We start from the raw sequence: 24,972 nt of genomic DNA on the forward strand, positions 1-24,972 counted from the left end.
ATGAAAAAAATAAATCAAAATATATCCATCCTATTTGCTTTCGCTGCATTACTGGGCTTTGCTGGATGTAAAAAAGCATATCTGGATTCAGAACAACTCTCCGCTTATGCACCAGAAAATCTAAACAACCTTACCGCTATGAAAGCCGCACTTAATGGTCTTGGATTGGCTACGCGAAGAGAGTTTTTTGGCGATTCTGCTCCACTACTAACGGAATCGATTTTTTCAGATGTTGCTGTGGATGGAACAACCGATAAAAACACACCCGCTCAGGATTTAATTTCCAGGATCACTCCGGATGCCAATCTTAACAGCGATGACTTCAACAAAATAGGCTGGTACTGGGATAATGAATTTGTTGCGGTACGGCAAGCTAACACAATCATTTCAAACATTGATAAACCAACATATACGTCTGAAGCTGAAAAAAATCTGATTTTAGGATCAGCATATTTTTACCGGGCTTATTATTACTACAGACTTGTTCATCAGTTCGGCGATGTACCATTGCTTTTAAATGATTTGGAATTTCCAAAAGCAGATTTTTATTCCACAAAAAGAGAAGTAATCCTGGGCAAAATGAAAACAGATCTTGAATTTGCCCAAACATGGGTTACCGATGGAGGTAATAAGGGGGATGTAACCAAAGGTGCTGTTAGCCACTTGCTAACTAAAGTAAATCTGGCACTTGGTAGATTTGATGATGCAATTGCTTCAGCTTCTAATGTAATTTCTGGTGGGAAATATGGTATGATGACCACGCGCTTTGGAAGCACCGCTTCTGATTTGACAAAAAATGTAATCTGGGATTTGCACCGAATGGATAATAAATCGCTCACTACCAATAGAGAAGCATTGTTTTTAGTGATTGATAGAGAAGCTTTTGCTGGTTTTACAGCCTTGGGTTCGCAACTGATGAGAAATACCGTTCCCGCCTGGCATTTTGCAAACGTAAAAACACCATCAGGAGCGACTGCAATTGTGGATTTGGTTACCGCAGAAATTCCACTGACCAGAATGTACGGTAGAGGAATTGGCCGATACCGCGGTACGCCTTACAGCACAAAATACATCTGGACCGATAATACCGATTACCGACATGCAAAAGGCATGTGGATGGATATGACAGATTTAGTGTACAATAACCCGGCATTGAAAACCTCAACAAATGCTGCGGATAGAGCCTTATATGGTCAGCCTCTGCAAATGTATTCGGATGCAAATATCAAACAACGTTTTACAAATGGTGCACTTGATACCATTCGTCACTGGTTTGGATGGCCACATTATAAAGTTTTCATCAATTCGACCAACGCGTTAGCAAATGACCCATACTGGACACCACCCCGCGGAACAAATACCGATTGGTACGTATTCCGTTTGGCAGAAACCTATCTACTTAGGGCAGAAGCATATTATTGGAAAGGTGAACTTGGATTGGCTATGGCTGACTTAAACGTAGTGAGAAGCCGAGCTAATGCAACGTTGTTAACAAATGCCGCACAAATAACAATAGGAACCATTTTGGATGAGCGTGCTCGTGAATTGTTTTGGGAAGAGCCTCGCAAAACAGAACTTACTCGTATTGCATATATTTTTGCACAAACAGGTAAGCCGGCATATAACGGTAAGAGTTATAGCCTTGCTACTTTTTCTGATAATAATTTTATGTACGACAGGATTATAGAAAAAAATGATTTTTATAAAAATCAGGTGCCAACATTACAAGGTGTAAACTACAAAATTGCACCTTACCACGTTTTATGGCCTGTTCCGGCAAGTGCGCAACGGTTTAACACTGAAGGCAGGATTAACCAGAATAAAGGCTATGCAGGATATGATCAGAATGTACCCGCATTGGATAAGTTACCTTAATAGAAGATAAAGACCGTGTGAGAATATACATGGTTTTGATTAGAATGGGCAGTCCCTTAAGCAAGGACAGCTTTTTTCCTGACCCGGATGAAATCAAAACATTTTAAGTACATATATATAAATTAATAAGTAACTAAAGCAAAACGATGTGCTCTGCTGTCCAGGACAGCAGAGTACGAATAAGAAATATCTAACCAGATTTAAACCTAAACCAAAATTAAAATGAGTGTTAAAATTATAATATCTAAATTAACTGGTGTGGCCATGTTAATTTTTTTCAGCGCTATTCTAGGCTGTTCGAAAGATTCTTCAGAAACAAGCCAGGACATTGTCCCCGCGGAAAAACTTTTGGTAAATAAAAGTATGGCAGTGGCTGCCGCTCAAGCTTATCCAAGCAACATCAATACCAGTTTTAATCACCCCGATGGTTCATATTCTTACAGTGAGGCAAGTAGCGATTTCGGCATGGCTGCCCTGACGGGCTGGAATGAAGACCGTGCCTACATATCAGGTGGATGGGCCAGGGCAACCTTGGCTCCAAACTCCGTGTCCAACGGACTTATCGCTGGTGCAGACCTATCTGATGGTTCTGCATACGAGGCAACGTTTAAGGTTCGTTTTCATAGTCAGTTCGATTGGAGTAGGGGAGGAAAGGTAGGCTTTGGCTTTCTTATAGGAGAAGGCAATACGGGCTGTGATATTCCCACCGATGGAAATGGAGGAAGTTTGCGATTAATGTGGTATAATAATGGTAGCAGGGTTTATTTTCAACCTTATGTTTATCATAGAGATATGGCTGGTCCATGTGGAGATACCTTTGGAAGATCTTATCCAACAAGCGGAAGCCTTGTCAAAGGAAATACCTATACGGTACATCTTTATGTGAAAAGTAATACCGGATCTACTAAAAATGGCTGGGTACAGGTACTTATAAATGGTGAAACAGTATTAGATCAGTCTATTCGCTGGACGACAAACGATGCGCAGCGCCTAATCAAGCGACTATCCTTCCATAATTTCAGGGGTGGAAAGGATGTTGCTGTCTGGGGTTCCAGTCAGACCAGTTACATTTACTTTGATGATTTAGTAGTAAACAAAATTCAATAGCATTTTGATGGTGAAGCTGGATCACCATCAAAATCATTTAAAACAATAAGGCAGCAAGCAAAAAAATAATTTGTTTATTAATTATATATGAAAAAAATAGCCAGATATCTTATTGTCCTCAGCTTCTTGCTATCATCCGATATAACATTTGCACAAAAATCAATGCGGTTATATGCTGGCTGGGAATTTCTTAAACAGGATTTAGGAGGGGGCTGGGAAGCTGTCCGCCCTGTCGGGTTGGGAAATCCTGAATCTGTTCCATTATGGGAAAATGTAAATTTACCGCATTGCGTTAATGCTACAGATGCAGTAGATCCTGATGCGAACTATTACCAGGGGCCCGCATGGTACCGCACAAAGCTTAAAATCGAAAATCCTTATCAAAATGGTAGAACCATTTTGCATTTCGAAGGTGCTGGTCAAAAGACAGAAGTTTATGTTTACACTATAAAAGTTGCAGCTCACCTGGGTGGTTACGATGAATGGACGGTTGACATTACAGATGCGGTTGCCGCATTTCAAAAAGAGGAAGTTTACCAAAAGCAGTTTAACGGGCAGGTGCCTGTTTCTATCCGTACGGATAATTCAAGAGATTTGGAAATGATTCCTTCAGATCTATCAGACTTTAATGTTTATGGAGGAATTTACCGCTATTTAAACCTGGTTTATGTTCCGCCACTCTCTGTTGAAAAAATGTTTGCTAAAGCTGAAGTGGATGCCCACGGAAAATTGGGTAAATTAAATGTAAGCGGAAGATTTTACGATCCTACGGGCCTAAAAAATGCTACTATCCATCTTAAATTAATCGACCCAAGAGGAAAGGTTGTTGCACAGCAGGAAAAAAAGCTTAATAATTTAAATGGCGATACTGAATTATGGAGCTTGCAGATCAATAAGCCGCAATTATGGTCGACAGATAAACCCTTGCAGTATCGCCTGCTTTATGATCTCGTTTCATCTACAGGCAGTTATAAGAGTGAAGATAAAATAGGTTTTAGAAACATCAATTTTGTAGAGAAAGGTCCTTTCAGTTTAAATGGAAATCGTTTGCTCTTGCGTGGTACCCATCGGCACGAAGACCATGCAGGCGTTGCGGCAGCAATGAGCGAGGAAATGATTCGCGCCGAGATGCAAATGATGAAGGATATGGGCGTGAATTTTATCCGACTGGGGCATTATCAGCAATCGAGAATTGTGTTGAACCTTTGCGATAGTTTGGGCATTTTGGTTTGGGAAGAAATCCCTTGGTGTCGGGGTGGTTTAGGTGGCGAAACTTATAAACAACAGGCCAGAAAGATGCTTACAAACATGATTGAGCAGCATTATAACCATCCTTCCATCATTATCTGGGGCTTGGGAAATGAAAACGATTGGCCGGGAGATTTTGCTGAATTTAATAAAGAAAAAATCAGAACCTTTATGAAAGAACTTAATGGACTCTCCCACAAACTGGATTCATCCAGGTATACCGCAATCCGGCGATGCGATTTTTGTGCCGATATAGTTGATGTATATTCTCCATCCATCTGGGCGGGTTGGTACCGTGGTGCCTATACTGATTATAAAAAGGTTTCTCAAGATGAATTTGCTAAAGTTAAGCGCTTTTTACATGTAGAATGGGGAGGCGATAGCCATGCCATGCGACATTCAGAAAATCCTGATAAAGCCCTAAGTAAAATTAAAACCGGTGAAAGCGCTGATGAGCGGGCAGGTGATGCTTCATTATTTGGGGGTGCCGCAAGAATATCCAAAGATGGCGATTGGAGTGAATCCTACATCACCAATTTGATTGATTGGCACCTTAAAGAACAGGAAAACATGCCTTGGCTAAGTGGTTCGGCATACTGGCCATTCAAAGATTTTTCTACCCCTGTTCGTCCTGATAATCCGGTACCTTACATGAACCAGAAGGGGGTTGTAGAAAGAGATTTTACTAAAAAGGAGGCTTATTATGTTTTTCAATCGTATTGGACCGATAAACCAATGGTTCATATTTATGGGCATAGCTGGCCAGTACGATGGGGTGATGAGGGAGAGGGAAAAATGGTAAAAGTTTATGCTAATTGTACGGAAGCAGAAATATTTCTGAACGGAAAAAGCTTTGGGATAAAGAAAAGAAACAGCCAGGATTTCCCTGCTGCGGGTTTACGTTGGAACCTTCCGTTTCTTAAAGGAGAAAATACAGTTAAAGTCGTAGCTAAAAAAGGTAAGGTTACCGTAAGCGATGAGATAAAATTTATCTATCAAACAGAGAAATGGACTAAAGCCGCTAAAATGACCTTAACCAAAATAAATAAGGAGGCAGATATTGCAACCTTGGAGGTTAAGCTTTTTGATGAAGCTGGAATACAATGTCTGGATGCAACAAATTGGGTAAATTTTGGATTAACGGGTGATGGAAGATTAATTGATGATTTGGGAACATCGTCCGGTTCGAGAAAAGTGCAGGCTTACAATGGCAGAGCAATTATCAAAGTAAAATTAAATAAAGGCAAAAGTGTTGCTTCGGTGAAATCAGAAGGCATGCCAACCATTTTTGAAACATTATAAGTTATGAGAAGAGCATTGGTTATTTTAATGTTTATTATTTTTTATATCGCTGGAACTGCGTTTTCAGTTAATATTTTGAATACGGAAAAGCTGCCTGTTGATATTAAGAAACAAACTATTGCTTTGCTCAAAAAGCAAATTTTAAATCAGGCAAAATGGGCAATGGAACAAGAGCCGATTACTATTACTGCATCATCTTCGCCGAGAAGTGCTGGCGGCAAACATGATTTTTTTTCGGAAGCAGATTACTTCTGGCCCGACCCGAAAAATCCGGATGGACCTTATATCAACCGAGATGGATTAACGAACCCGGATAATTTTGTCGAGCATAGGAAGGCTATGATTCGTTTTAGTAAAATCATCGGTGCATTGGCGTCAGCCTATAAAATAACAGGCAATGGAAGCTATGTAAAGCATGCGGTTAAACATTTTCAGGCATGGTTTATAAATCCTGAAACCTTAATGAATCCAAATCTTTTATTTGCTCAAGCAGTAAAGGGCAGATTTACCGGAAGAAATTATGGTATTATCGATACCATTCATTTAATGGAAGTTGCTCAAGGTGCTTTGGTGATGGAAAACGCAAAGGCATTTGATAAGTCTATCTCCATTGGAATTAAAAAATGGTTTGCCAGTTATACGCTGTGGCTGAATACCTCCAAACCAGGTATACAAGAAAAAACAGTTAAAAATAATCATGCCACGTGCTGGGCGATGCAAGTGGCATCTTTCGCTAAATTGTGTAAAGATGAGCCAATGCTCGATTCGTTGCGCATTAGTTATAAAACCATCTTACTGCCCAATCAAATGGGCATAGATGGTAGTTTTCCTTTAGAAATGGTAAGAACAAAACCCTATGGATATTCAATTTTTAACCTCGATGCGATGGTGATGGTTTGCCAGATTTTGTCCATTCCAAATGATGATCTTTGGAATTTTAAAACAGCAGATGGAAAATCGATCCGCAAAGGTCTGGATTATCTTTATCCTTTTATAGCCGAAAAAAATAAATGGCCTTTAAAAACCGATGTAATGTATTGGGAAAACTGGCCTGTTGCACAACCCTTTTTAATTTTCGGAGCGGTTCAGTTCAATCAGCATGAATGGTATTCCACCTGGGAAAAACTAGACCATGCACCTCAAGTAGAAGAAGTCATTAGGAATTTACCCGTTCGCAATCCTTTAATATGGTTATAAATATGAATTTAAAAATTAAGATAACGTTATGTTGTATGTTATTAGTTGGCTCAGCAAATGCTCAAAAAGTTAACGTAAATCAAGCTTTTGCTGCAGCAGCAAAACAAACTGATGTTTTGGTTAAAAATGTTGACTCGGCACGTCTGGTTAAACCCAGTCTGGTATCTCCAAGAACCGTAGAAAAGGGGCAGTTTAAGATGGTAGCATCGAGAGATTGGACAAGTGGATTTTTTCCGGCAGAACTCTGGTATTTTTATGAATACACAAAAGATAAAAAGTGGCTTGATATTGCTAAGAAATATACTGCAGATATCAAGAAAGAGCAATACAATCGTGGTACTCACGATTTGGGTTTTATGATTTACTGCCCGTTTGGAAATGGCTATCGCTTAACAAAAGATACCGCTTACAAGGGAGTTATTATTCAGGCGGCTAAATCGCTTTCTACCAGATTTAACAAAACTGCAGGTGTGCTAAAATCATGGGATCATAATGGTGATAAATGGAAATATCCGGTAATTATTGATAATATGATGAATCTTGAATTGCTGTTTGAAGCGACCAAAATGACGGGTGATTCATCCTTTTATAAAATCGCTGTGTCTCATGCAGATAATACGATTAAAAATCACTTCCGACCAGATTTTAGTTCTTATCACGTAGTTGATTATGATACACTCAAGGCTGGAAATATACTTCAGAAAATAACGGCACAGGGTTATGCAAACGAATCGGCATGGGCCCGTGGTCAGGCATGGGCTTTATATGGATACACGCTATGTTTTCGCGAAACAAAAAACGATAAATACTTATCTCAGGCAGATGGAATTGCGGGTTTTATACTGAATAACGAAATTACACCTGCAGACGGTATTCCGTATTGGGATTACAACGACCCTGATATTCCAAATGTTTCCTGGGATGCTTCCGCTGCAGCAATTACCGCTTCTGCACTTTATGAGCTTGCAAATTATAGTGTAAAAGGCAAAAAATATAAAGCCTCAGCTGATAAAATTTTATCCAGCCTCAACATAAAATATACTAGTAAATTTGGTAATAATTATGGCTTCATTCTCGAGCATAGTACCGGGCATCTTCCGGCAAAATCAGAAATTGATGTGCCCATAAATTATGCTGATTATTATTATCTGGAAGCGCTTTTGAGGAGTAAGTAATATGAGAAAACTATTGGGTTTCGCAGTATTGTACTTATTATTTCTGGTTGCAATACGGCAGGAAATGATATCCTAATATATGCATTATTAAGTTATCAAGAAATGCATTAAGTATATAATAATTTAAAGGACAATGAAAAAAAACATAAGTCTCCTATTAGTTTTCGCGACCACATTTGGTGCAGTGGCACAGAACAAAAAAAGTGTTGGAGCAACCGGTAAATCCCTTCAGGGATATGTGCTTGGAAATAAAAAAGTTGTGGTTTACACCACAGCGAGCAAATCTGATTATCGCATCAGCAAAACTGAAACATTAAATTTTGCAGAAAATAGACAGCCCTTTGAAACAGAACCAACAATTTTCGTTGATCCCAGCATCAGATATCAAACTTTGGTAGGCATCGGCGGAGCATTGACTGATGCCTCTGCAGAAACCATTGCCAAACTTTCCAGGCAAAACCAACAAGAACTGATTACTGCCTATTACGATAAAGATAAAGGTATAGGTTACACCTTGGCCCGTACAAATATTGCGAGCTGTGATTTCTCCAGCGGAAGCTATACTTATGTTCAGGATAATGATAAAGATTTAAAAACTTTTAGCATTGCTCACGATAAGGAGTTTAAAATTCCCTTAATTAAAATGGCAATTGCGGCTGCCGGGGGTAAATTATCATTATACGTGAGTCCTTGGTCACCACCTGCCTGGATGAAAGACAACAACAGTCTGATTCAAGGAGGACATTTATTGCCCGAATATCGCCAAAGTTGGGCAAATCATTATGTAAAGTTTATTAAAGCTTACGAAGCGATGGGTATTCCAGTTTGGGGTCTCTCGGTTCAAAACGAGCCTATGGCTAAACAGAGATGGGAATCCTGTGTGTATACTGCAGAAGAGGAGCGTGATTTTATAAAAAACTTCTTAGGTCCTACACTACATAAATCAGGTCTATCTTCTAAGAAATTGATTGCCTGGGATCATAACCGCGATCAAATTTTTCAAAGGGCAACTACCATTTTAAATGATAAAGATGCTGCGAAATACGTTTGGGGTATTGGCTTCCACTGGTATGAAACGTGGACCGGAAGTGACATGCAGTTTGGAAATGTAAGGCAGACATATGAAGCCTATCCGGATAAAACGCTAATTTTTACCGAGGGATGTAAAGAAAAGTATGATGTAAATAAGTTGGATGATTGGACTTTAGGCGAGCGCTATGGCTATTCAATGATCAATGACTTTAATGCCGGAACTGCAGCGTGGACGGACTGGAATATTCTTTTAGATGAAAACGGTGGCCCAAACCATGTAGGGAATTTTTGTTTTGCCCCAGTACATGCCGATACTAAGAAGGATAAATTAATCTATACCAATGCCTACTATTACATGGGGCATTTTTCAAAATTCATCCGTCCCGGAGCTAGAAGAATTGCCACAGCATCCAGTCGTGATCTTCTGCAAACGACCTCTTTTTTGAATACAGATGGAAAACTTGTTGTGGTTGTGATGAATCAGTCAGATGAAAAAATCAAGTATAGCCTATGGATAAAAGGTCAGGCAGCTACAACCACCAGCTTGCCGCATTCCATAGCCACATTGATAGTTGAATAATAGGAGGACTAATTGCTTTTTTCTACATCGGAGTGGTGATATGTCTATTTTGTATTCATTGTTTCTTGATGTAACAGAAGTTAGCTTCGGCTAAAAAAGCTAAGCATTAATAAAAAAATTAGTATCGGGGGGAATAAATGGAATAGGAATTTAAATTACTCAGCGATATTTATAATCCACTTTTTTAGTATGACTTTCCTTGATTTTCGTTTCGCTCTGATTTTTTTCTTTTTGTCTACCACCTTCGGGATTAACTTTTCTCTTTCTTTTCGTAATTTCATCAACTTACCTAGTTCTTCATACTCTATCATTTTAGTGTCTAGTTCTGCGATTCTCTTCAAATCTGCAATAAATTTGTTGCTAATTTGAACCGTTGCCGACCCCGTACGGGGCAAGAGATTTTTAATAGTCTTTTGCCTCTTTTTTTTTATTCTAATTCTTTGTTAATCAAATAGATACGGTTGAAATTCTGTGTGAGTTTAGCGGTTCGATGTTTTAGAGGATAAAAAAATCGAATTTTTCAGAGAACATCGAACCAATCAGCCCTCTTTTTTTCGCTAATGTCTGATTTACAAAAGATTGCATTTATGTTTGTGAAAGTTACAATTAGGAAAAGCACAAGCGACATTTGATTTGTGTAAGGAATTTGCGAAAATTGGTGTAAATGCGTTAAATTAAAGCTTGTTTGTAGCAATTAAAGCACTAAGAAGTGTTTGTTCTTAGTGCTTAACTGGAAAAAAAACTATGACAGATCTAAAAGCTTAAAAGTATTTTTAATCTTCCATTGGGACATCTAAATAAAGCCAATATCGATTTATGACCCAGATCAATTTTCCGTAAGCCGTTCACCAAATATTTCTGAAATTAGAGATTTTTGGGGCCAGTAGACAGATTATTTTTTCATCGGTTTTCAAAACTGAAAAATTAGTTTCCTTTTTCATAGGTAGGAGTTAGTTCCATTTGTCTTGATAATAATAAGATACGCCTAAAATTGCTAAAAATACAATAGGTGCAATAGCTACAGCAATTGGATCACCACTCGAAATATGAGCTATGAATGCAGAAACAAATGCCAATGCAAATCCGAAATAAGCGAATGATTTTACTTTATCTGAAATCATGGGAAGGATTAATGTTAAAGCTCCCAATACTTTTAGAACCCCAAGTTCAATTCTGAAATAATCCGGAAAACCTAAATGCACAAATGCGGCTTTCATATCAGCATTAGTGAAATATCCAAATGCACTGAATAACATCATAGCCGAAATAATTCCTGTTGTTGACCAATAAATAATTTTTTTCTTGTTCATTTTTTTAATTTTTAGGTGGCTAATTTTTGACAATATTTAAAAATTAGTTTTTGAATATTATACGAGTTTACAAGTGGGTTTTGACAGCTGAATAATCCGCTTAAATAAGCATATAAAACATAGGTTTCATTTTTTCTTTTAGCTAAAGTTGTTGGAAAAACATCACCTGTCTTTCAAAAGCACCTGCCATTGTATATGTCAATGGTTGTTTAATTAAAAGATGCCCGATACTCAAGCGGTGAAACATTCATTTTGTTTTTAAACATTTTACTGAACGATTGCGGATGCCCAAAACCTAATTGATAAGCAATTTCACTTACTGAAAGATTGGTTGTAGTCAGGGCTTCCTTTGCCTTTTCAATCAGTTTATTTTGAATATGCTGCTGTGTGCTTTGTCCTGTAAGCGTTCTGAGCAGATCGCTCAAGTAATTGGATGACAGATTCAATTTGTCAGCAAACTGTTGAACAGTTGGCAGCCCAAACTCAAGCATTTTACCGCTTGTAAAATATTCGTCAAGCAATGCCTCCATTTTAATCAGTAAATCGTTGCTTGCCGTTTTACGGGTAATAAACTGTCTGTTGTAAAAGCGGTTGGAATAATTGAGCAAGAGTTCAAGTTGTGAAACCATTACGTCCTGACTGTATTGATCTATGGAATGATTGTATTCGGTTTCAATATTCTTTAGAATCGTTTCAACCATTGCTTCTTCCGATTCACTTAAATGAAGTGCTTCGTTCACTGAATAGGAAAAAAATCCTAAATTTTTAATATTCTTTCCTAACGGATAATGACGAATTAGGTCGGGATGAAAAATCAGCCACAAACCATCCGGCTGTTGATTACAATCATAGTACGAGATTATTTGTCCCGGCTCCATAAAAACCAATACACCTTCGTCAAAATCGTAATAGTTTTGGCCGTATTTCAACTTACTGTCAAAGCAACGCTTTATAGAAATGGTATAGAAATTAAGGACAAGACTTAAAGGTTCCTGGCTTTGAATCGAAATATCCCCCAGATTTATTAACCCAATAAGGGGATTCTTCGGCTTTGGCAATCCCGATAATTTGTGTAACTCCGAAAGTGAATTTATTGTGATGAGTTTATTCTCTTTCCTTTTCATTTAATCAAATTTATATGTGAATCCCGTTAGTTTTTCCGAAACTTCCCAAAGTCTTTTTGCAATTTCCTTGTCATACGATTTGTCATTTGATTTTACCAATTCGGGAAAACCTTTTATTTCATTCATTTTTGTTGGACCAAAAAATTCCGAACCTTTAAGTCCTTCTTCAGTTGCGGCCCTTAAAATTGGTAATGTTCCCATTTCTACTTTTTGTGCTACAAGTTTATTCATAATTACCTTAATGAAGAAACCGAAATTTTTTTGAAGGTTTGTGTTGGTGTAACCGGGATGCGCTGCTGTTACAATAGTTGAAATATGGTGAGCTTTGAGTTTTCTTTCCAATTCGTACGCAAACAGCAAGTTGGCCAATTTACTTTGCCCATAAGCGTGGTCTTTATTATATGTTTTTTTTTCAAAGTTCAAGTCTTCAAAAACCATATAGCCACCGCCATATTGCTTGTGTTTGTGAGCTAAACTGCTTTGGACTGCAATACGTGAATTGGGAGTTTTCCTGGTAATGTCAAGCAAAAGCCCTGTTAGCAAGAAATGTCCCAAATGGTTAGCTCCAAATTGAACTTCAAAACCTTGCTTTGTGAGTTCACGGTTAGGCGGTGACATAACTCCTGCATTGTTTATCAAAACGTGTAGTTGCGAATACCTTGAATGAAAATCTTCGGAAAATCTTCGGATTGACTGAAAATCAGATAAGTCCAATAACATTAAGTCTAACTTCGCATCAGGATTTTCTTTTTTGATGGTTTCAACTGCCTCTTTGCCCTTTTGCAGGTTGCGAACGGTCATGATTACTTGAGCACCTTTACCACTCAATACCTTTGATGCTTCCAATCCAAGTCCGCTGTTTGCTCCTGTGATCAGAATTGTTTTTCCTTGTTGTGAAGGGATGTTGTCCGCTGTCCAATTTGTTGTTGCCATTTTTTTTTAATTTTAATTGATGGCACAAAGGTCAGTCAACTTATAATGGTTTACGTAGTCAAATCCCTGGATGATGTATCCAAATCAAGGCTCTTGTTTTTCTGTTAGTTTACTGTCGGTAGGTTGGTTGCCCACTATGAAAAATTTGCAATTTAGAGTTTATTTCTGTTAGAAATTGAATTACGTCTGCTTCAAATAATTCTTTTATTGCTTCGTCTGAATGTGGAATTGCAATTGGAATTGCAATTGGAATTGCAATTCCATTCTTTTTGCCACCGTTTCTGGGTCACCAACAAGCGGCAGTGCAGACTTCCAGCTCAAAGCGCTTTGTCGGTTCCATCACGCATCAGTTTGGGATGGGAAAGATTGCTTCGGCACGATCACGTTGCGTGAAAAGCTGCCAGTACTGCTCAGCCAGCTCGTCGGGCTCGACCGTTGGCACCACGTAACCTGGTGGCAGTTGTACCTTCAACTCGCCTGATACCAAACGCTGATGCCCCATACTACCTATGATTGACGCACCGATAGTCAACGTGCCCGCATAAACTCCCTTGTCGGCCAATTCACCATGCAGAGAATAAATGTAGTTACGGGTGGCGGCCATCACTGGGCCAAACCCGCTCATATAGGGTATGCCTTGCACTGCTGACATGCCAGCGCCGATGAGAATTCCTCCCGCACCACGTGCCAACATATTGGGCAAAACGGCGTTAATGATTTCAATTGGAGCCAAAACATATAGCTTTACCAAGCTGTCTAGCTCAGCCGTGGTTAGCTCCATTGCTGGAATGAATGGAGCCGTCGAGATAGGCGCATATTCGATTACATCAATATGTCCAAAACGTGCCTGAATCGCTTTCACCAACTCGGGGATTGCGGGAACATTTGTCAGGTCTGCTGAGAAGGCCGCGGCATCGACACCCTGCCCAGCGAGTTCGGCAACGAGTTCATCGAGTGGTTCCTGACGGCGACCGATTAGCGCTACGCTGTATCCCTCACGGCCGAAGCGGCGAGCGACCGAGGTTCCAAGGCCGCTACCGGCACCAAATATTGCAATTGTTTTTATCATTATGTTTTCTGTTAAGTTGTTGATTTATATTTTTTTGATGAATAATCATTTTGATGAAGCAAAAGTAGCTATATTTGCTATACAAAAGGTAGTGATATACTAATGTATAGCGGTATACTTTGGTATATCGCGGATAGAAAATACGTTTGAGAAATGGAGAAAATAATTAGTATAATAGAGGCAAAGTCCTGCCCAATTCATTTTGTACTGGCTGTAAATGATACCCTTAACGTGATCAGTGGCAAGTGGAAATTACCGATAATAGGCTCGTTGCTCTTTGATAAAAGAAGGTTTACCGAGATACAGCGGAACATTCCCAAGATAACGCCAAGAATGCTGAGCAAAGAGCTGAAGGATCTGGAATTGAATGGAATGGTAATCCGGAAGGTTTTTGACACAACGCCTGTTTCGGTGGAATATGAATTGTCGGATTCAGGTAAATCCATTGCAGATGTACTGGATAAAATGTTGGAATGGGGCATTAAGCACAGAGAGTCAACGATTTCTAGATCTTAAGTTTTCTCGTTCGCATTTTTTTGATCGGTCACCTGGTAAACAGTAAAATGTATCTGATTTAAAGTAAATTGTCCACGTTTTAAATAAAATTCAAGGGTATTTTTGTATTGGTAATCAGGTGAATGCTAGCTTTTCAAATTATTCCCTTTAATTATTATTACTTTCCAGATGGCGGAACAACTATTCAATTTACCCCAATTTCTAAAATATCTCGGGTTTTCGGGGGTAAAAGATGATGACATCCACATCGTCAGTTTTGAGCTGGAGGAACACGGCAGATTGAAATCAGAACTGGTAAGTATCGATTTTTACATATTTGCACTCAAGCCACCTATTCATAAGGATCTGGTGTACCAGATTCCTGTGGAAGACCAGGCCAGTTCCTATATGTTTGTTAATTCCCCTCATAGTTCCCAAAGCTGGGATATAGAGCCGCCATCATCAGGTTACGTGATATGTGTTAGCGAAATGTTCATGAAGAAAATTGTGAAGGACTATAGTTTCTTTCACTATAGCACAGCTCTTGAAGCTATTTTTCTTATGCCCGAGGAAGAGGTGCTGCTTTGGGACCTTTATAAAAAGGCATATGAAGAGTTCAGAAAGACCAAGTTCAATAAGCAGATTCTCCTGTCATACATTGCTTTGATCTTAAGTTATACCCAGACCTTTTACGATAGACAGTTCCAAAGCCGTAGCAACCTTTATAACAAAGTAATTGCAGATTTTAACCAAAATATGATTGCCTACTTTTCGCAGGACAAAGGTGTGACCGGGCTTCCGTCGGTAGCTTATTTTGCACAGCTCTCTTTTTTATCACCCAACTATTTTGGTGACCTGGTAAAACATTTATCCGGGAAATCCCCTATAGAACACATTCATGGCTATGTTGTAGAGCTTGCCAAGGAAAGGCTGCTGAAAACAAGACTTTCAATTAGCGAAATTTCCTATGGCCTGGGGTTTGACTATCCCAATTATTTTGCCCGTTTTTTTCGTAAACACACAGGGCTTTCTCCAAAGTCCTACCGGGATCAATAAATAATTCCTTGGTTAAAAAATAAAAAGCATACCAGTAAAATGTATCCTATTTAAAGTAATCTGTCTACGTCATTTTGAGTTGACCAGATTAATTTTGTAGTAGTAAATACCACGAAATTATGAAACAGAAAATTAGCTTTAAACGTGACGGGCTTACCCTGGTAGGTAACCTTTTCACTCCAGAGAACCTTAATGAAGATGGCCAATATAATGCCATGATCGTTCAAGGGTCATTTACCTCTGTAAAAGAGCAGATGCCAAACACCTATGCGGAGAAATTTGCTGAGGAAGGATTTGTTGTGCTTGCATTTGATTACAGTCACTATGGTGAAAGTGAGGGTTCGCCCCGCCAGTACGAATCTTACCTGGAGAAAACCAGCGATCTAAAAGCTGCAGTTTCTTTTTTGAGCGACTTACCGTATGTAAAGGACGTAAGTATGGTGGGCGTATGTACATCAGCTGGAAATACAGCCTACCTTGCTGTTGCAGATCATCGCATCAAGGCAATTGCAACAGTTGCTGCATTTCTGCCTACTCCGGAATTATATAACATGATGTTCCTGGCTGACGGGGTTGCAAAACGAATTGAAGCTGGAGACGAAGCCAAGCGTAAATTTGAAGAAAATGGGGAAGAAACCCTTATTGCTGCCTATAGCGAAACCGATACAAATGCGGTGAATTATATGGATGTAAAAGGAGCTTTTGATTATTACCTGAACACAGAACGTGGAAATGTTCCCAATTATACAAACACATTTAACGTAATGGCATGGAAAACAATGCTGGCGTTTGACCCCATTGCCCAAGCGTCAGAAATAAAAGTTCCTGCCATGGTGCTACATTCAGATGAATCTGCGTTCCCAGACAATGCCAAAGAATTTTATAGTAAACTAAAAGGAACTAAAGAATTGGTATGGGCAGATGGAAACCACTATGATTATTATGACAGCGAAAAGCAGATTGATAATGCGGTAAGGAACGTGAGCCGTTTTTTTAACGAGCACTTAAATTAGCTTCCAGGCAAAATTAGAACCTTATTTTTTTAAAAGTATGATGCAGGAAACCATCATCTGGTATAACGGAGAGATATTTGAAGGGCGGATTATTTTCGGGTTCGGAATTGTTCTGGTGATTTCGGCAATGCTTTTCCACTTTTACGGTAATACGCCAGGCGCTAGGGCATTGCTATTTCCGATTTTGGTAACTGGTGTCTTATTTTTCGCCATTGGGGCAGGAATGAACTTTTCAAACCTGGTCAAAGTTAAGAAGGCTGAAAAAATCTACAATCAGGATAGATCGCTTTTCCTTAAATCCGAGATAGAGCGGGTAGAAGGCTTTCAGTTTATGTATCCCTTATCAATAGCAATTTGTTTGGGATGTTTTTTGGTTGCAAGTGGGCTTCTATATTTCACAAAGAATATTAATTTTCACGCTATTGCTATCTCCTTGATCGTATTGGGAGCTGTTTTGTCGTTGATAGATTATTTTTCCAAAGAACGTGCGAATATTTACTATGGATCACTTCTTATGAAGAGTAAATAGTATTGACTTTTCTTGTGGCATTGGAATTCTATCTTTCGAAGTAAGCTCAATCCATAAGTAGTCTCATTTCTCCAAAATTTTTGAAAAACCGCCTATTTCAATCAATTCGTCCACAAAATGGTTCGAATTCCGCACTGCCACTGACCCTTTATGGGGCAAAGTCTTTAAAAGAGATTTTTTTTGATTCTAATTCTTTGTTTTTCAGGTAGATGTGTTCGGCGATTTCATTGACTAAATGTTCGATATCAGTCTCCATCGTATTCCATTTTTTCAGGAAATAAGCAGCCTATCAGGTATCTTTTGCCTTCAACGCTGGAATTTTTATAAACAAAATCATTAGTGTCCGGTAAAAAGCAGCGAAATTAATGGCTGCTTAATAAATCGTAATTTTAGTTTTGCAAAATTCAAAATACGATAGGTAAAGTAACTGTTTTTCGAGTAAATCTGTTTTCGGACAGCTGATTTCATTAATTGATGGCCATATGATAAAAGTGGCAGTCAAAAAGAACGGTTCTGATCGATATATAAAGCGTTTAAAACTAAAGACCACTTGATTAGCATGCTGTTTTGTGCGTTTGCCAAGTGCAATTCCCTTCGGGAAGTATCGCGTGCAATGCTTGGATTATCTGGAAAAACAGTAGGTTTTCAATTAAAGCATATTCTCAAAAGGAGTACTTTATCCGATGCGAACAAGAAAAGGAATTTTATGACAGGGGGCACAAAAGAGAATTTGAGTTTATTACCAATCTATTTGATCTAAGAGCCGACTTGATAGCCGCGCTCTACAAGATTAGATGGCAGATTGAGTTGTTGTTCAATTAGCTCAAGCAAAACTATCCCTTAAGATATTTTTAGGCGACAACGAAAATGCCATCAAAAATACCGATATATTGTGTGTTGATTGTTAATTTGCTGATAGCGGTGATAAAAAAGAAACTCAAAAGAAGCTGGGCATTTTCAAACCTGGTTAGTTTTTGTAAAATCCAGCTCTTCAACTACATTCAATTGATGAAATTTCTAGAAAATTCTGAAAAAGATTGGATTATCGATCAAGCAGAGCGTGAACAGATGTCATTTTTTTGACGCCTTGCTCTCGTAAAACACAAACAAAATAACATAAGTATATGATTGTTAGGTGAATAAAAATATTTAATTGTTGGGTTTAGCTTTTATCGGATATTAATGAAATCAAATAATACTTCTTGATCTTTTTGAGAAAAATGACCTTAAATATTACTACTGAAATACATAATTAACCACAAAAATTTTTGGTCTATATGATGGATAGTGATGAAAAAAGAATGGGAATGGGGCCACAAACTATCCTATTTTGTGGTAAAGATTTTTTAAATGTACTTTAAGTGATATAATGATCAGTATTTCATTATTTGCCGCTTCTTTCTTTAGTTACTTATGATCTTCAGATTTGCCACTTAATCATAACAGCCTATGTTATTCCAGCCCGGCGCTAAAGTCGATTCCAAAATTAAAATCCAGAAGTTCTGTTGGATGGATTTTTAAACCTATTGCCAATCTCAATAATGTAATAAAACTTGGACTGGTTTCTCCATTTTCATATTTAATAATATCTCCGGTATTAACCCCGCTTCTCTTGTAAAATTCGCGATAAGAAAGTTCCTGTTTCTCTTTTAAAGATTTTAAATGCTGACCGAATCTTTTCAGAATTATTTTTTCTTTCTCACTAATCATTTTATTGCTAATAAAAATATAATTGGCAATGTCTTTTATATTTTATTTAAAATCGTCATGCAATTACTTGACATTAAGCTTTTTTTTGTTTACATTTACGTAATAAAAAAATAAAACCAGTAAGGTAAAATTAAGAGTCTTGCAACCTCAAATCTCACGCCGTTGGAGCAGGACAGCAGATTTTATCCCATTTCTTATAGCGGAATTGCTATCTTTAGCTTTCCAAAATAAGAGTGGGCTTCTGCTGTAATTCCATTTCAACGTAAGGCGTGAGAAACATTATGAGGTTATGGTTTGGGAAGCCCACTTTTTCCTCTCTCCGCCAAGACTCATAACATACGATTATGAGCAGACAAAAAATAAGTTGGATTAACTGGTTGGTACTTACTGAGGTGAGTATGCTCCAATATGTTATTTTAATTGTTCATCATTTTCAAGTATTTTTATACCAGTCTCTATTAACTTGTCCGTTTGATCGGCTTTATGCCTTGAAGCCAAAGAATCCTGAGTAGTTTTTTTGGATGGGGCAGGTTGGCCTTTATGGTCGAAAATAAAATAGGTTCTTAATAATGATGGCCTGCCTCATTTTTTGTTTGCTTGGAGCTTGGGGCCTGGTTTATTGGGGCGTTTTTTGCCCATCCTTCCTCGATTTTTTTGTGTTTGAAAAAATAAACGGTTTCACCGTAATGGGATTTGTACGTCTGGATTTTTAGGCCAGGGTGGGAGTTTTTCTGCCACTTAGGCTCTTCCACAATTGGGTACTTTGGACGACTGCCTTTGATCAATTTTTAGTTTAGAATTTTTAACCCTGCATATGAAGACCGATAGGAGTTATTTGCCGCTTTTTTTTCTCTGTTGGGCTTTTTTGTATAGCTCATTGGCGGTATGGAGCATTTGGCCTATAGGCCTTAGCAGGCAGGGACTAGTTAATAAAAATAAGTATGAGTCCGGGCAGGTGCTGCGGAATATAGGCGGAGTGAAGCCGGGCCCGGATGATTTTACCTGTTTCTGTTGTATTGATGGCAATGTGATCTTGGTTATAAATTCTGACATTGATTTTATTTCAACTTCGCTCCAAAATCCTATCAAAAATATTATTAAAGGTCCAGAATAGGTAGGTTGGCATGGTTTTTCAATCACTGCTGTAATCCGGTTGCCAAATGTTACTGTAAAGTAGTCAAACTTTGCTATTGCTTTTAATCAATTACCAATTTCTCTAACCATCAATTCATGACCTTGTCTGATTATAATTCTAGAAACCGTTCTTTGAAAACAGCTCAACAGGTGCTGGAATCATTTTATGGTCGTTATGGCGCGAATAAAATAAAGCTGGTTTTATTTTCGGTGTTTCAGGCTTATGCGCTGAGCGATAAAAAGGGTTTTCTGGAACTGGATAGCAGTGAAGGGGAAGTGGCTGAGGTGTTTGATGGTCTGGTCGAGTTGGTTAAGGCGGTGCGGATGCTGATGGAGGAGGGCAGGATTGAAGGGTTGGGGATTTAGAATAGCCTTTACTTCAGGTTCTAATTTTTTTTACGTTTAAATCAATCAAAATGAAGCTTAGAATATGCTTCCTGTTATTGTCATGCCCTTTTTTTGGGGTGTATGCGCAGGATAAAGACTTGTTAGGTGTGTCTGGCCGTGCAGGTGGTGTGGGGATTGTGATCGGTCAGCGGGTGCCGGATGTACTGATACCGAATATCTCGGGTTTGAAAGGTTCTGAATTGGTGTCTCTACCGCTTTCAGCTTTTAAGGGCAAGTTGCTGATCCTGGATTTCTGGGCGACGTATTGCATACCCTGTATTGCCAATTTCCCGCAAATGAAAATGCTGCAAGAGAAATACCGGAACGACCTGCAGGTGATCCTGGTGAATAATGAACCTGTAGCCAGGGCAGCAACGTTTTTGCAGAAAAGGAAAAACGAACATAGGGAAGCCTTTACCGCTATTTTGGCCGATACGCTGCTAAATAAAACTTTTCCGCACCGTACCATACCTCATTATGTATGGATAGGCAGGGATGGGAAAGTGCTGGCAATAACGGGCGAGGAGGAACTGCAGGAGGCGAAATTGTTGCAGGCCATGGCGGGGGAGGGTGGTACTTTCGTCAACAAAAAGAACATCGATCCGGCGCTGCCTTTGTTCAGTTCGGCAGATTTTCCTGCTGAAGGCTTGGTTCGGTACGGCCTGTTTACCAAAGGGCGGGTTTCTGGCCTGGCCAGCGGGACACGGTTTCGGAAAGCTAAATCATCAGGTGTGCTGGTGGGGCGTGCCTTTACCAATACCGGATTTTTTAACTAACTGATCTATTAAAAAATTAAGGGTTTTGATCGGGATGGGATTGCTAAGCTGTTTTGTGGTGGTTTTCGGCTTTGGGAAACCTGGATAGCTGATGTGATCACTGATCTGTACCTGTTAACTCAACTAATCATGAAAAAAAAATTTTATTGTGTTTTATTGCTGCTTTGCAGTATGTATCCTGGGCTATGGGCTCAGGATAAGCAAGTGGATTCTATCGCCCCCCTTTATGTAGGGGCAAAGCTGCCGCGTATGCTTTTTACTTTAGAGAGTAAAGTGCTTAAAGGCAGGGAACTATCGGGTACCTCGCTTTCCGGGGATTTTAATAAGCTGATTATTATTGATTTCTGGGCAAGTTGGTGTGGCTCCTGCCTGAAAAAGTTTCCCTTGCTGGAGAAGATGCAGGAAAAGTATCCTGCAGACCTTAAAGTTTTACTGGTGAATTCATTGGGGACCGGCGATACGGCCGCTTCGCTGATTGCGAAGGCTGGGTCGGACGGGGCTTTAGCTCAGATGAGGCTGCCTTTTGTGGTGGAGGATGAACTGTTTTTGAAGGCTTTTCCGCACCGGTCTATCCCGCATTATGTCTGGATAATCGGTGGAGCGGTAGAGGGGATCACTTCAAGTGATTTCCTGACAGCAGAAAACGTGGTGATGATGGTGGAACGTAACCGTAAGCATGTGCAGACGGTGAGTAAACTAAAGGGGTTTAGGGAGCCAAAGTATTAGTTATGGGCAGGATTATTTTAGTTTTTGTTTTGCTCCTGTCTATTTCAGGGGTGAAGGCCCAGGATGCTTTGAAAGGAGTGGTGGTGGATGGGAAAGGGAAAGGGATTGCAGGGGTAGTGGTAAAAGCTGTTCCCGGTGGACAGGTGTTGACGGAAGATGATGGCTCGTTTGCCTTGGGACTAAAGGCGGGCAGGATTAAATTGTCGTTTTCGGCGATGAACTTTGTCCGGCTGGATACTGTGGTGTCGTTGCCTTTTGCCGGTTTACTTTCGGTAGTGCTTAACGGAAAGGACCAGGAGTTGGGAACAGTGGAAGTGAGTACAGGTTACCAGACCCTGCCTAAAGAGCGGGCAACGGGTTCGTTTCTTAAGTTATCGGGTAAGCTGCTGAATGAGCAGGTGGGTACGGGTATCATCTCGAGGCTGGAAGGGGTGACCAGTAGCCTGAGCATAGACCGTAAGAGTAACGGCGGTGAAGGCTATGGGATTATCATCCGTGGGATTGGTACACTGCAGGGGCCACGCAGTCCCCTGGTTGTGCTGGATAACTTTCCTTATGAAGGGGATCTGGGTAACATCAATCCCAATGACGTGGAAAGCATTACTGTGCTGCGTGATGCCGCTGCGGCATCAATATGGGGAGCAAGGGCAGGGAATGGCGTGATTGTGATCAATACCAAAAAGGCCAGGTTTAATGATAAACTGAAGGTGTCCTTTTCGGGCAACTTGAAAGTGGCCGAAAAGCCTGATCAGTATTATCAGAGTAGGATTAGTGTCGGTGATTTTATAGACCTAGAGAATTATCTTTTTGATAAAGGCTATTACAGCAGCTTTGAAATGGACAATTCGCACCCGCCGTTATCGCAGGTAGTTGAACTTCGGATTGCTGCCCGTGACGGGCTTGTCAGTGCTACAGATGCCCATTCGCAGATCGATGCTTTGCGGAGTTATGATTTGCGGCAGGAGCTTAACCGTTATGTCTTTCAGAACGCTACTGCCCAGCAGTACAGCCTGCAATTGGGGGCAGGGTCGGAGAAAAGGAACTGGCTGCTTTCGGCAGGTTTTGACCATAATGTAAGCTCGCTTGCTGCGCCTTTTAGCCGTTATAATGTAAAGGCGGAGCAGAACTTTAAGCTTGGCCCACGGTTAACGCTAACAGGAAATCTTATGCTTACCCTTTCCAACAGTAAAAATGGTAAAACAGACCCATCGCAGATCAGCTCCGCTACCGGTATCCTTCCACCATATACGCAGTTGGCTGATGGGCAGGGGAATGCGCTTGCAGTAATCAGGGATTACAGGACGGGCTATATTAATACCGCCGGAAACGGAAAGCTGCTGGACTGGTCGTATTATCCGCTGGAGGATTATAAATACGCCCGCTCGGTGAATAAGGTGAGTGATGTTCTGGCATCGCTTCGGGCAGCCTACCAGTTGACCGGATGGTTAAAGCTGGCTGGAACCTATCAGTTTGAACAGCAGGATGGGCAGGTGATCACGATAAATAACCCGCAAAGTTATTATGTGCGTAACCTGGTGAATGTGTTCTCTTCCATCGATGCCTCCGGATCGCTAAAGCGAAACATCCCACTGGGCAGTATACGGGATCAGGATTATGCTTTGCTGGCAGCGCACAATGCAAGGGTGCAGGCTGATATCAATAAAGTGATGGGCAGGCATTCCCTCTCTGGGATTATCGGCGGGGAGATCAGGAGTACCGGGGTACAGACCAGTACCAGGCGGATATATGGACTGAATGAATCTACTTTAACCACTTCAGTTGTAGATTACCTGAACCCCATTAAAACCTTTGTTACCGGAAATACCGAAAATGTGCCAAACAGGGACGCTATGGGAAGAACGCTGAACCGTTATGTTTCGATGTTTGCCAACCTGGCCTATACCTTTGATGAGCGCTATACGCTTTCATTGAGCGGGCGCAGGGATGCATCCAATCTGTATGGCCTGAATACCAATGATAAATGGAACCCCTTGTTTTCTTCCGGGTTTGCATGGGAAGTTTCCAAAGAGAAATTCTGGGGAGGGGGCCTCATTTCTTTCCTGAAACTCAGGACAACTTTTGGGGCAAGCGGAAACACTGACCTAAGGACTACTGCGGTAACCACGATTACCTATTTGGGATTCAATTCTGTATTTACCCAAAGTCCTTACGCGCTGTTTAGTAATTATGCCAATCCGGAGTTAAAGTGGGAACGGGTTTTTATGTTCAATGCGGGGCTGGACTTTGCCTTACGTGGGAACAGGATAAAAGGGAGCCTGGAATATTACCGCAAAAAATCTGTTGACCTTTTGGCGCTGACCCCGATAGACTTGACCGCAGGGGTGGGTGCTACGCTTGTGAAGAATTCAGGCGTGATATCTGGGGATGGGCTGGATCTGGAACTCAGCAGCCGGAATATAAAGGGCAGGTTCAGCTGGTCGTCGGACTTCTTTCTGAACTATTATAAGGATAGGGTGATTAAGAATTACAACAGCACTTTTAACGGCAGGGGAAAACTGAGCGGGAATGTTTCCTATACAGGTATTGTGGGATATCCGCTTTATGGGATGATTTCCTTTAAATGGGCGGGGCTGGACCCTGCGACAGGCGACCCTCAGGGGATATTGAACGGGGCGATAAGCAAAAACTATGATGCGCTGATGGGGAGCTCGCTTAAATTCGAGGAGATGGTATACCACGGTACCGCGCTGCCCATATTTACCGGTGGATTGGGCAATAGTTTCGCTTATGGTGGTTTTACACTCAGTTTGAGGATGAGCTTTAAGCTGGGGTACTATTTCAGGAAAAATGCACTGGATTACGGTTCACTCATGATAGGCAGGCAGGGGACGGGTGATTACGCCCGCAGGTGGCAAAAACCGGGCGATGAGCTGCAGACCAATGTGCCGAGCCTTATTTATCCCAACTCGGACCTTAGGGATGAGTTTTACTGGGGATCGGAGGTCAATGTGCTCAAAGGGGACCATATCCGTATGCAGTACGTGAACTTAGGCTATGACTTTAAGCTGTACGGTGGAAAGAAAGCAGGCTTTTCCAAATTTCAGGTGTTTGTGGTGGCGAGTAACCTGGGAATTATCTGGCGGGCAAACAAAGAGCATATTGATCCGGATTTTAACGGGATACCGGATGCAAAAAGTATTGCATTTGGTTTTAGATCAACTTTATAAGCTTAA

General features: G+C 40.3%; 19 protein-coding genes and 1 pseudogene. 15 read left to right on the forward strand and 5 right to left on the reverse strand.

What is annotated here, in order from left to right; translation table 11 throughout:
• The 6 genes from J7E57_RS05750 (at window position 1) to J7E57_RS05775 (ending at window position 9,516) form a co-directional block, all read left to right on the forward strand.
• Window positions 1-1,875, forward strand: a complete 1,875-nt coding sequence (locus J7E57_RS05750; RefSeq protein ID WP_215125996.1) for a RagB/SusD family nutrient uptake outer membrane protein — start codon at window positions 1-3, stop codon at window positions 1,873-1,875.
• A 222-nt stretch (window positions 1,876-2,097) separates the two neighbouring features.
• A complete protein-coding gene (locus tag J7E57_RS05755) occupies window positions 2,098-2,982 on the forward strand; it encodes a polysaccharide lyase (RefSeq protein ID WP_215125997.1) in 885 nt (294 codons plus the stop codon).
• 87 nt (window positions 2,983-3,069) lie between these two features.
• Window positions 3,070-5,532 (forward strand): glycoside hydrolase family 2 TIM barrel-domain containing protein, encoded by a 2,463-nt coding sequence (locus J7E57_RS05760; protein WP_215125998.1) that lies wholly within the window; start codon window positions 3,070-3,072, stop codon window positions 5,530-5,532.
• Between the two features lie 3 nt (window positions 5,533-5,535).
• Window positions 5,536-6,729 carry an alginate lyase family protein gene (locus J7E57_RS05765; RefSeq protein WP_251029813.1) on the forward strand — a complete coding sequence of 398 codons (1,194 nt, stop codon included), beginning with the start codon at window positions 5,536-5,538 and terminating at the stop codon, window positions 6,727-6,729.
• Window positions 6,730-6,764: 35 nt separating this feature from the next.
• Window positions 6,765-7,904, forward strand: coding sequence for a glycoside hydrolase family 88 protein (locus tag J7E57_RS05770; protein WP_215126232.1), 1,140 nt, complete (start codon window positions 6,765-6,767; stop codon window positions 7,902-7,904).
• Between the two features lie 133 nt (window positions 7,905-8,037).
• Entirely contained in the window at window positions 8,038-9,516 is a 1,479-nt protein-coding gene (locus tag J7E57_RS05775) for a glycoside hydrolase family 30 protein (protein WP_215125999.1), read from the forward strand.
• Between the two features lie 950 nt (window positions 9,517-10,466).
• Here the strand turns inward: J7E57_RS05775 and J7E57_RS05780 are convergent.
• The 4 genes from J7E57_RS05780 to J7E57_RS05795 all read right to left on the reverse strand — a co-directional run bounded on the left by J7E57_RS05780 (window position 10,467) and on the right by J7E57_RS05795 (window position 13,952).
• On the reverse strand, window positions 10,467-10,826 hold the full coding sequence (locus J7E57_RS05780; RefSeq protein WP_215126000.1) for a DoxX family protein: 360 nt from the start codon (window positions 10,824-10,826) through the stop codon (window positions 10,467-10,469).
• 209 nt (window positions 10,827-11,035) lie between these two features.
• Entirely contained in the window at window positions 11,036-11,950 is a 915-nt protein-coding gene (locus J7E57_RS05785) for a helix-turn-helix domain-containing protein (RefSeq protein WP_215126001.1), read from the reverse strand.
• Window positions 11,951-12,883, reverse strand: coding sequence for an oxidoreductase (locus tag J7E57_RS05790; protein ID WP_215126002.1), 933 nt, complete (start codon window positions 12,881-12,883; stop codon window positions 11,951-11,953). It lies immediately after the preceding gene.
• A 346-nt stretch (window positions 12,884-13,229) separates the two neighbouring features.
• Window positions 13,230-13,952: an SDR family NAD(P)-dependent oxidoreductase gene (locus J7E57_RS05795; protein WP_215126003.1), complete on the reverse strand. Its 723-nt coding sequence runs from the start codon at window positions 13,950-13,952 to the stop codon at window positions 13,230-13,232.
• A 153-nt stretch (window positions 13,953-14,105) separates the two neighbouring features.
• Between J7E57_RS05795 and J7E57_RS05800 the strand changes: the two genes are divergently transcribed.
• The 5 genes and pseudogenes from J7E57_RS05800 to J7E57_RS27440 form a co-directional block, all read left to right on the forward strand.
• Window positions 14,106-14,468, forward strand: coding sequence for a winged helix-turn-helix transcriptional regulator (locus tag J7E57_RS05800; RefSeq protein WP_215126004.1), 363 nt, complete (start codon window positions 14,106-14,108; stop codon window positions 14,466-14,468).
• A gap of 168 nt (window positions 14,469-14,636) precedes the next feature.
• Window positions 14,637-15,503, forward strand: coding sequence for a helix-turn-helix domain-containing protein (locus tag J7E57_RS05805; RefSeq protein WP_215126005.1), 867 nt, complete (start codon window positions 14,637-14,639; stop codon window positions 15,501-15,503).
• A gap of 119 nt (window positions 15,504-15,622) precedes the next feature.
• On the forward strand, window positions 15,623-16,516 hold the full coding sequence (locus J7E57_RS05810) for an alpha/beta hydrolase (protein WP_215126006.1): 894 nt from the start codon (window positions 15,623-15,625) through the stop codon (window positions 16,514-16,516).
• Window positions 16,517-16,553: 37 nt separating this feature from the next.
• Window positions 16,554-17,045: a hypothetical protein gene (locus J7E57_RS05815; protein WP_215126007.1), complete on the forward strand. Its 492-nt coding sequence runs from the start codon at window positions 16,554-16,556 to the stop codon at window positions 17,043-17,045.
• 449 nt (window positions 17,046-17,494) lie between these two features.
• Window positions 17,495-17,805: pseudogene (locus J7E57_RS27440) on the forward strand (DUF4372 domain-containing protein); the annotation flags it as partial.
• Between the two features lie 692 nt (window positions 17,806-18,497).
• Here the strand turns inward: J7E57_RS27440 and J7E57_RS05830 are convergent.
• A complete protein-coding gene (locus J7E57_RS05830; RefSeq protein WP_215126009.1) occupies window positions 18,498-18,755 on the reverse strand; it encodes a helix-turn-helix domain-containing protein in 258 nt (85 codons plus the stop codon).
• A 1,266-nt stretch (window positions 18,756-20,021) separates the two neighbouring features.
• Between J7E57_RS05830 and J7E57_RS05835 the strand changes: the two genes are divergently transcribed.
• From J7E57_RS05835 to J7E57_RS05850, 4 genes are all read left to right on the forward strand, one after another.
• The gene (locus J7E57_RS05835; RefSeq protein ID WP_215126010.1) at window positions 20,022-20,255 is read left to right on the forward strand and encodes a hypothetical protein; all 234 of its coding nucleotides are present in this window, start codon (window positions 20,022-20,024) and stop codon (window positions 20,253-20,255) included.
• A gap of 50 nt (window positions 20,256-20,305) precedes the next feature.
• Window positions 20,306-21,052, forward strand: a complete 747-nt coding sequence (locus J7E57_RS05840; protein WP_215126011.1) for a TlpA family protein disulfide reductase — start codon at window positions 20,306-20,308, stop codon at window positions 21,050-21,052.
• 129 nt (window positions 21,053-21,181) lie between these two features.
• A complete protein-coding gene (locus J7E57_RS05845) occupies window positions 21,182-21,778 on the forward strand; it encodes a TlpA family protein disulfide reductase (RefSeq protein ID WP_215126012.1) in 597 nt (198 codons plus the stop codon).
• A 2-nt stretch (window positions 21,779-21,780) separates the two neighbouring features.
• Window positions 21,781-24,966, forward strand: coding sequence for a SusC/RagA family TonB-linked outer membrane protein (locus J7E57_RS05850; protein ID WP_215126013.1), 3,186 nt, complete (start codon window positions 21,781-21,783; stop codon window positions 24,964-24,966).
• Window positions 24,967-24,972 lie beyond the last annotated feature (6 nt).

Source organism: Pedobacter sp. ISL-64 (assembly GCF_018613605.1).
In the GTDB taxonomy this organism is placed as follows: Bacteria; Bacteroidota; Bacteroidia; order Sphingobacteriales; family Sphingobacteriaceae; genus Pedobacter.

What these genes read in the sequence shown, in the direction of transcription:
- J7E57_RS05840 (WP_215126011.1), top strand. Translation starts at nt 20,306, where the DNA reads ATGAAGCTTAGAATATGCTTCCTGTTATTGTCATGCCCTTTTTTTGGG.
- J7E57_RS05755 (WP_215125997.1), top strand. Translation starts at nt 2,098, where the DNA reads ATGAGTGTTAAAATTATAATATCTAAATTAACTGGTGTGGCCATGTTA.
- J7E57_RS05775 (WP_215125999.1), top strand. Translation starts at nt 8,038, where the DNA reads ATGAAAAAAAACATAAGTCTCCTATTAGTTTTCGCGACCACATTTGGT.
- J7E57_RS05845 (WP_215126012.1), top strand. Translation starts at nt 21,182, where the DNA reads ATGAAAAAAAAATTTTATTGTGTTTTATTGCTGCTTTGCAGTATGTAT.
- J7E57_RS05770 (WP_215126232.1), top strand. Translation starts at nt 6,765, where the DNA reads ATGTTATTAGTTGGCTCAGCAAATGCTCAAAAAGTTAACGTAAATCAA.
- J7E57_RS05800 (WP_215126004.1), top strand. Translation starts at nt 14,106, where the DNA reads ATGGAGAAAATAATTAGTATAATAGAGGCAAAGTCCTGCCCAATTCAT.
- J7E57_RS05790 (WP_215126002.1), bottom strand. Translation starts at nt 12,883, where the DNA reads ATGGCAACAACAAATTGGACAGCGGACAACATCCCTTCACAACAAGGA.
- J7E57_RS05815 (WP_215126007.1), top strand. Translation starts at nt 16,554, where the DNA reads ATGATGCAGGAAACCATCATCTGGTATAACGGAGAGATATTTGAAGGG.
- J7E57_RS05850 (WP_215126013.1), top strand. Translation starts at nt 21,781, where the DNA reads ATGGGCAGGATTATTTTAGTTTTTGTTTTGCTCCTGTCTATTTCAGGG.
- J7E57_RS05795 (WP_215126003.1), bottom strand. Translation starts at nt 13,952, where the DNA reads ATGATAAAAACAATTGCAATATTTGGTGCCGGTAGCGGCCTTGGAACC.
- J7E57_RS05750 (WP_215125996.1), top strand. Translation starts at nt 1, where the DNA reads ATGAAAAAAATAAATCAAAATATATCCATCCTATTTGCTTTCGCTGCA.
- J7E57_RS05805 (WP_215126005.1), top strand. Translation starts at nt 14,637, where the DNA reads ATGGCGGAACAACTATTCAATTTACCCCAATTTCTAAAATATCTCGGG.
- J7E57_RS05810 (WP_215126006.1), top strand. Translation starts at nt 15,623, where the DNA reads ATGAAACAGAAAATTAGCTTTAAACGTGACGGGCTTACCCTGGTAGGT.
- J7E57_RS05765 (WP_251029813.1), top strand. Translation starts at nt 5,536, where the DNA reads ATGAGAAGAGCATTGGTTATTTTAATGTTTATTATTTTTTATATCGCT.
- J7E57_RS05785 (WP_215126001.1), bottom strand. Translation starts at nt 11,950, where the DNA reads ATGAAAAGGAAAGAGAATAAACTCATCACAATAAATTCACTTTCGGAG.
- J7E57_RS05780 (WP_215126000.1), bottom strand. Translation starts at nt 10,826, where the DNA reads ATGAACAAGAAAAAAATTATTTATTGGTCAACAACAGGAATTATTTCG.
- J7E57_RS05830 (WP_215126009.1), bottom strand. Translation starts at nt 18,755, where the DNA reads ATGATTAGTGAGAAAGAAAAAATAATTCTGAAAAGATTCGGTCAGCAT.
- J7E57_RS05760 (WP_215125998.1), top strand. Translation starts at nt 3,070, where the DNA reads ATGAAAAAAATAGCCAGATATCTTATTGTCCTCAGCTTCTTGCTATCA.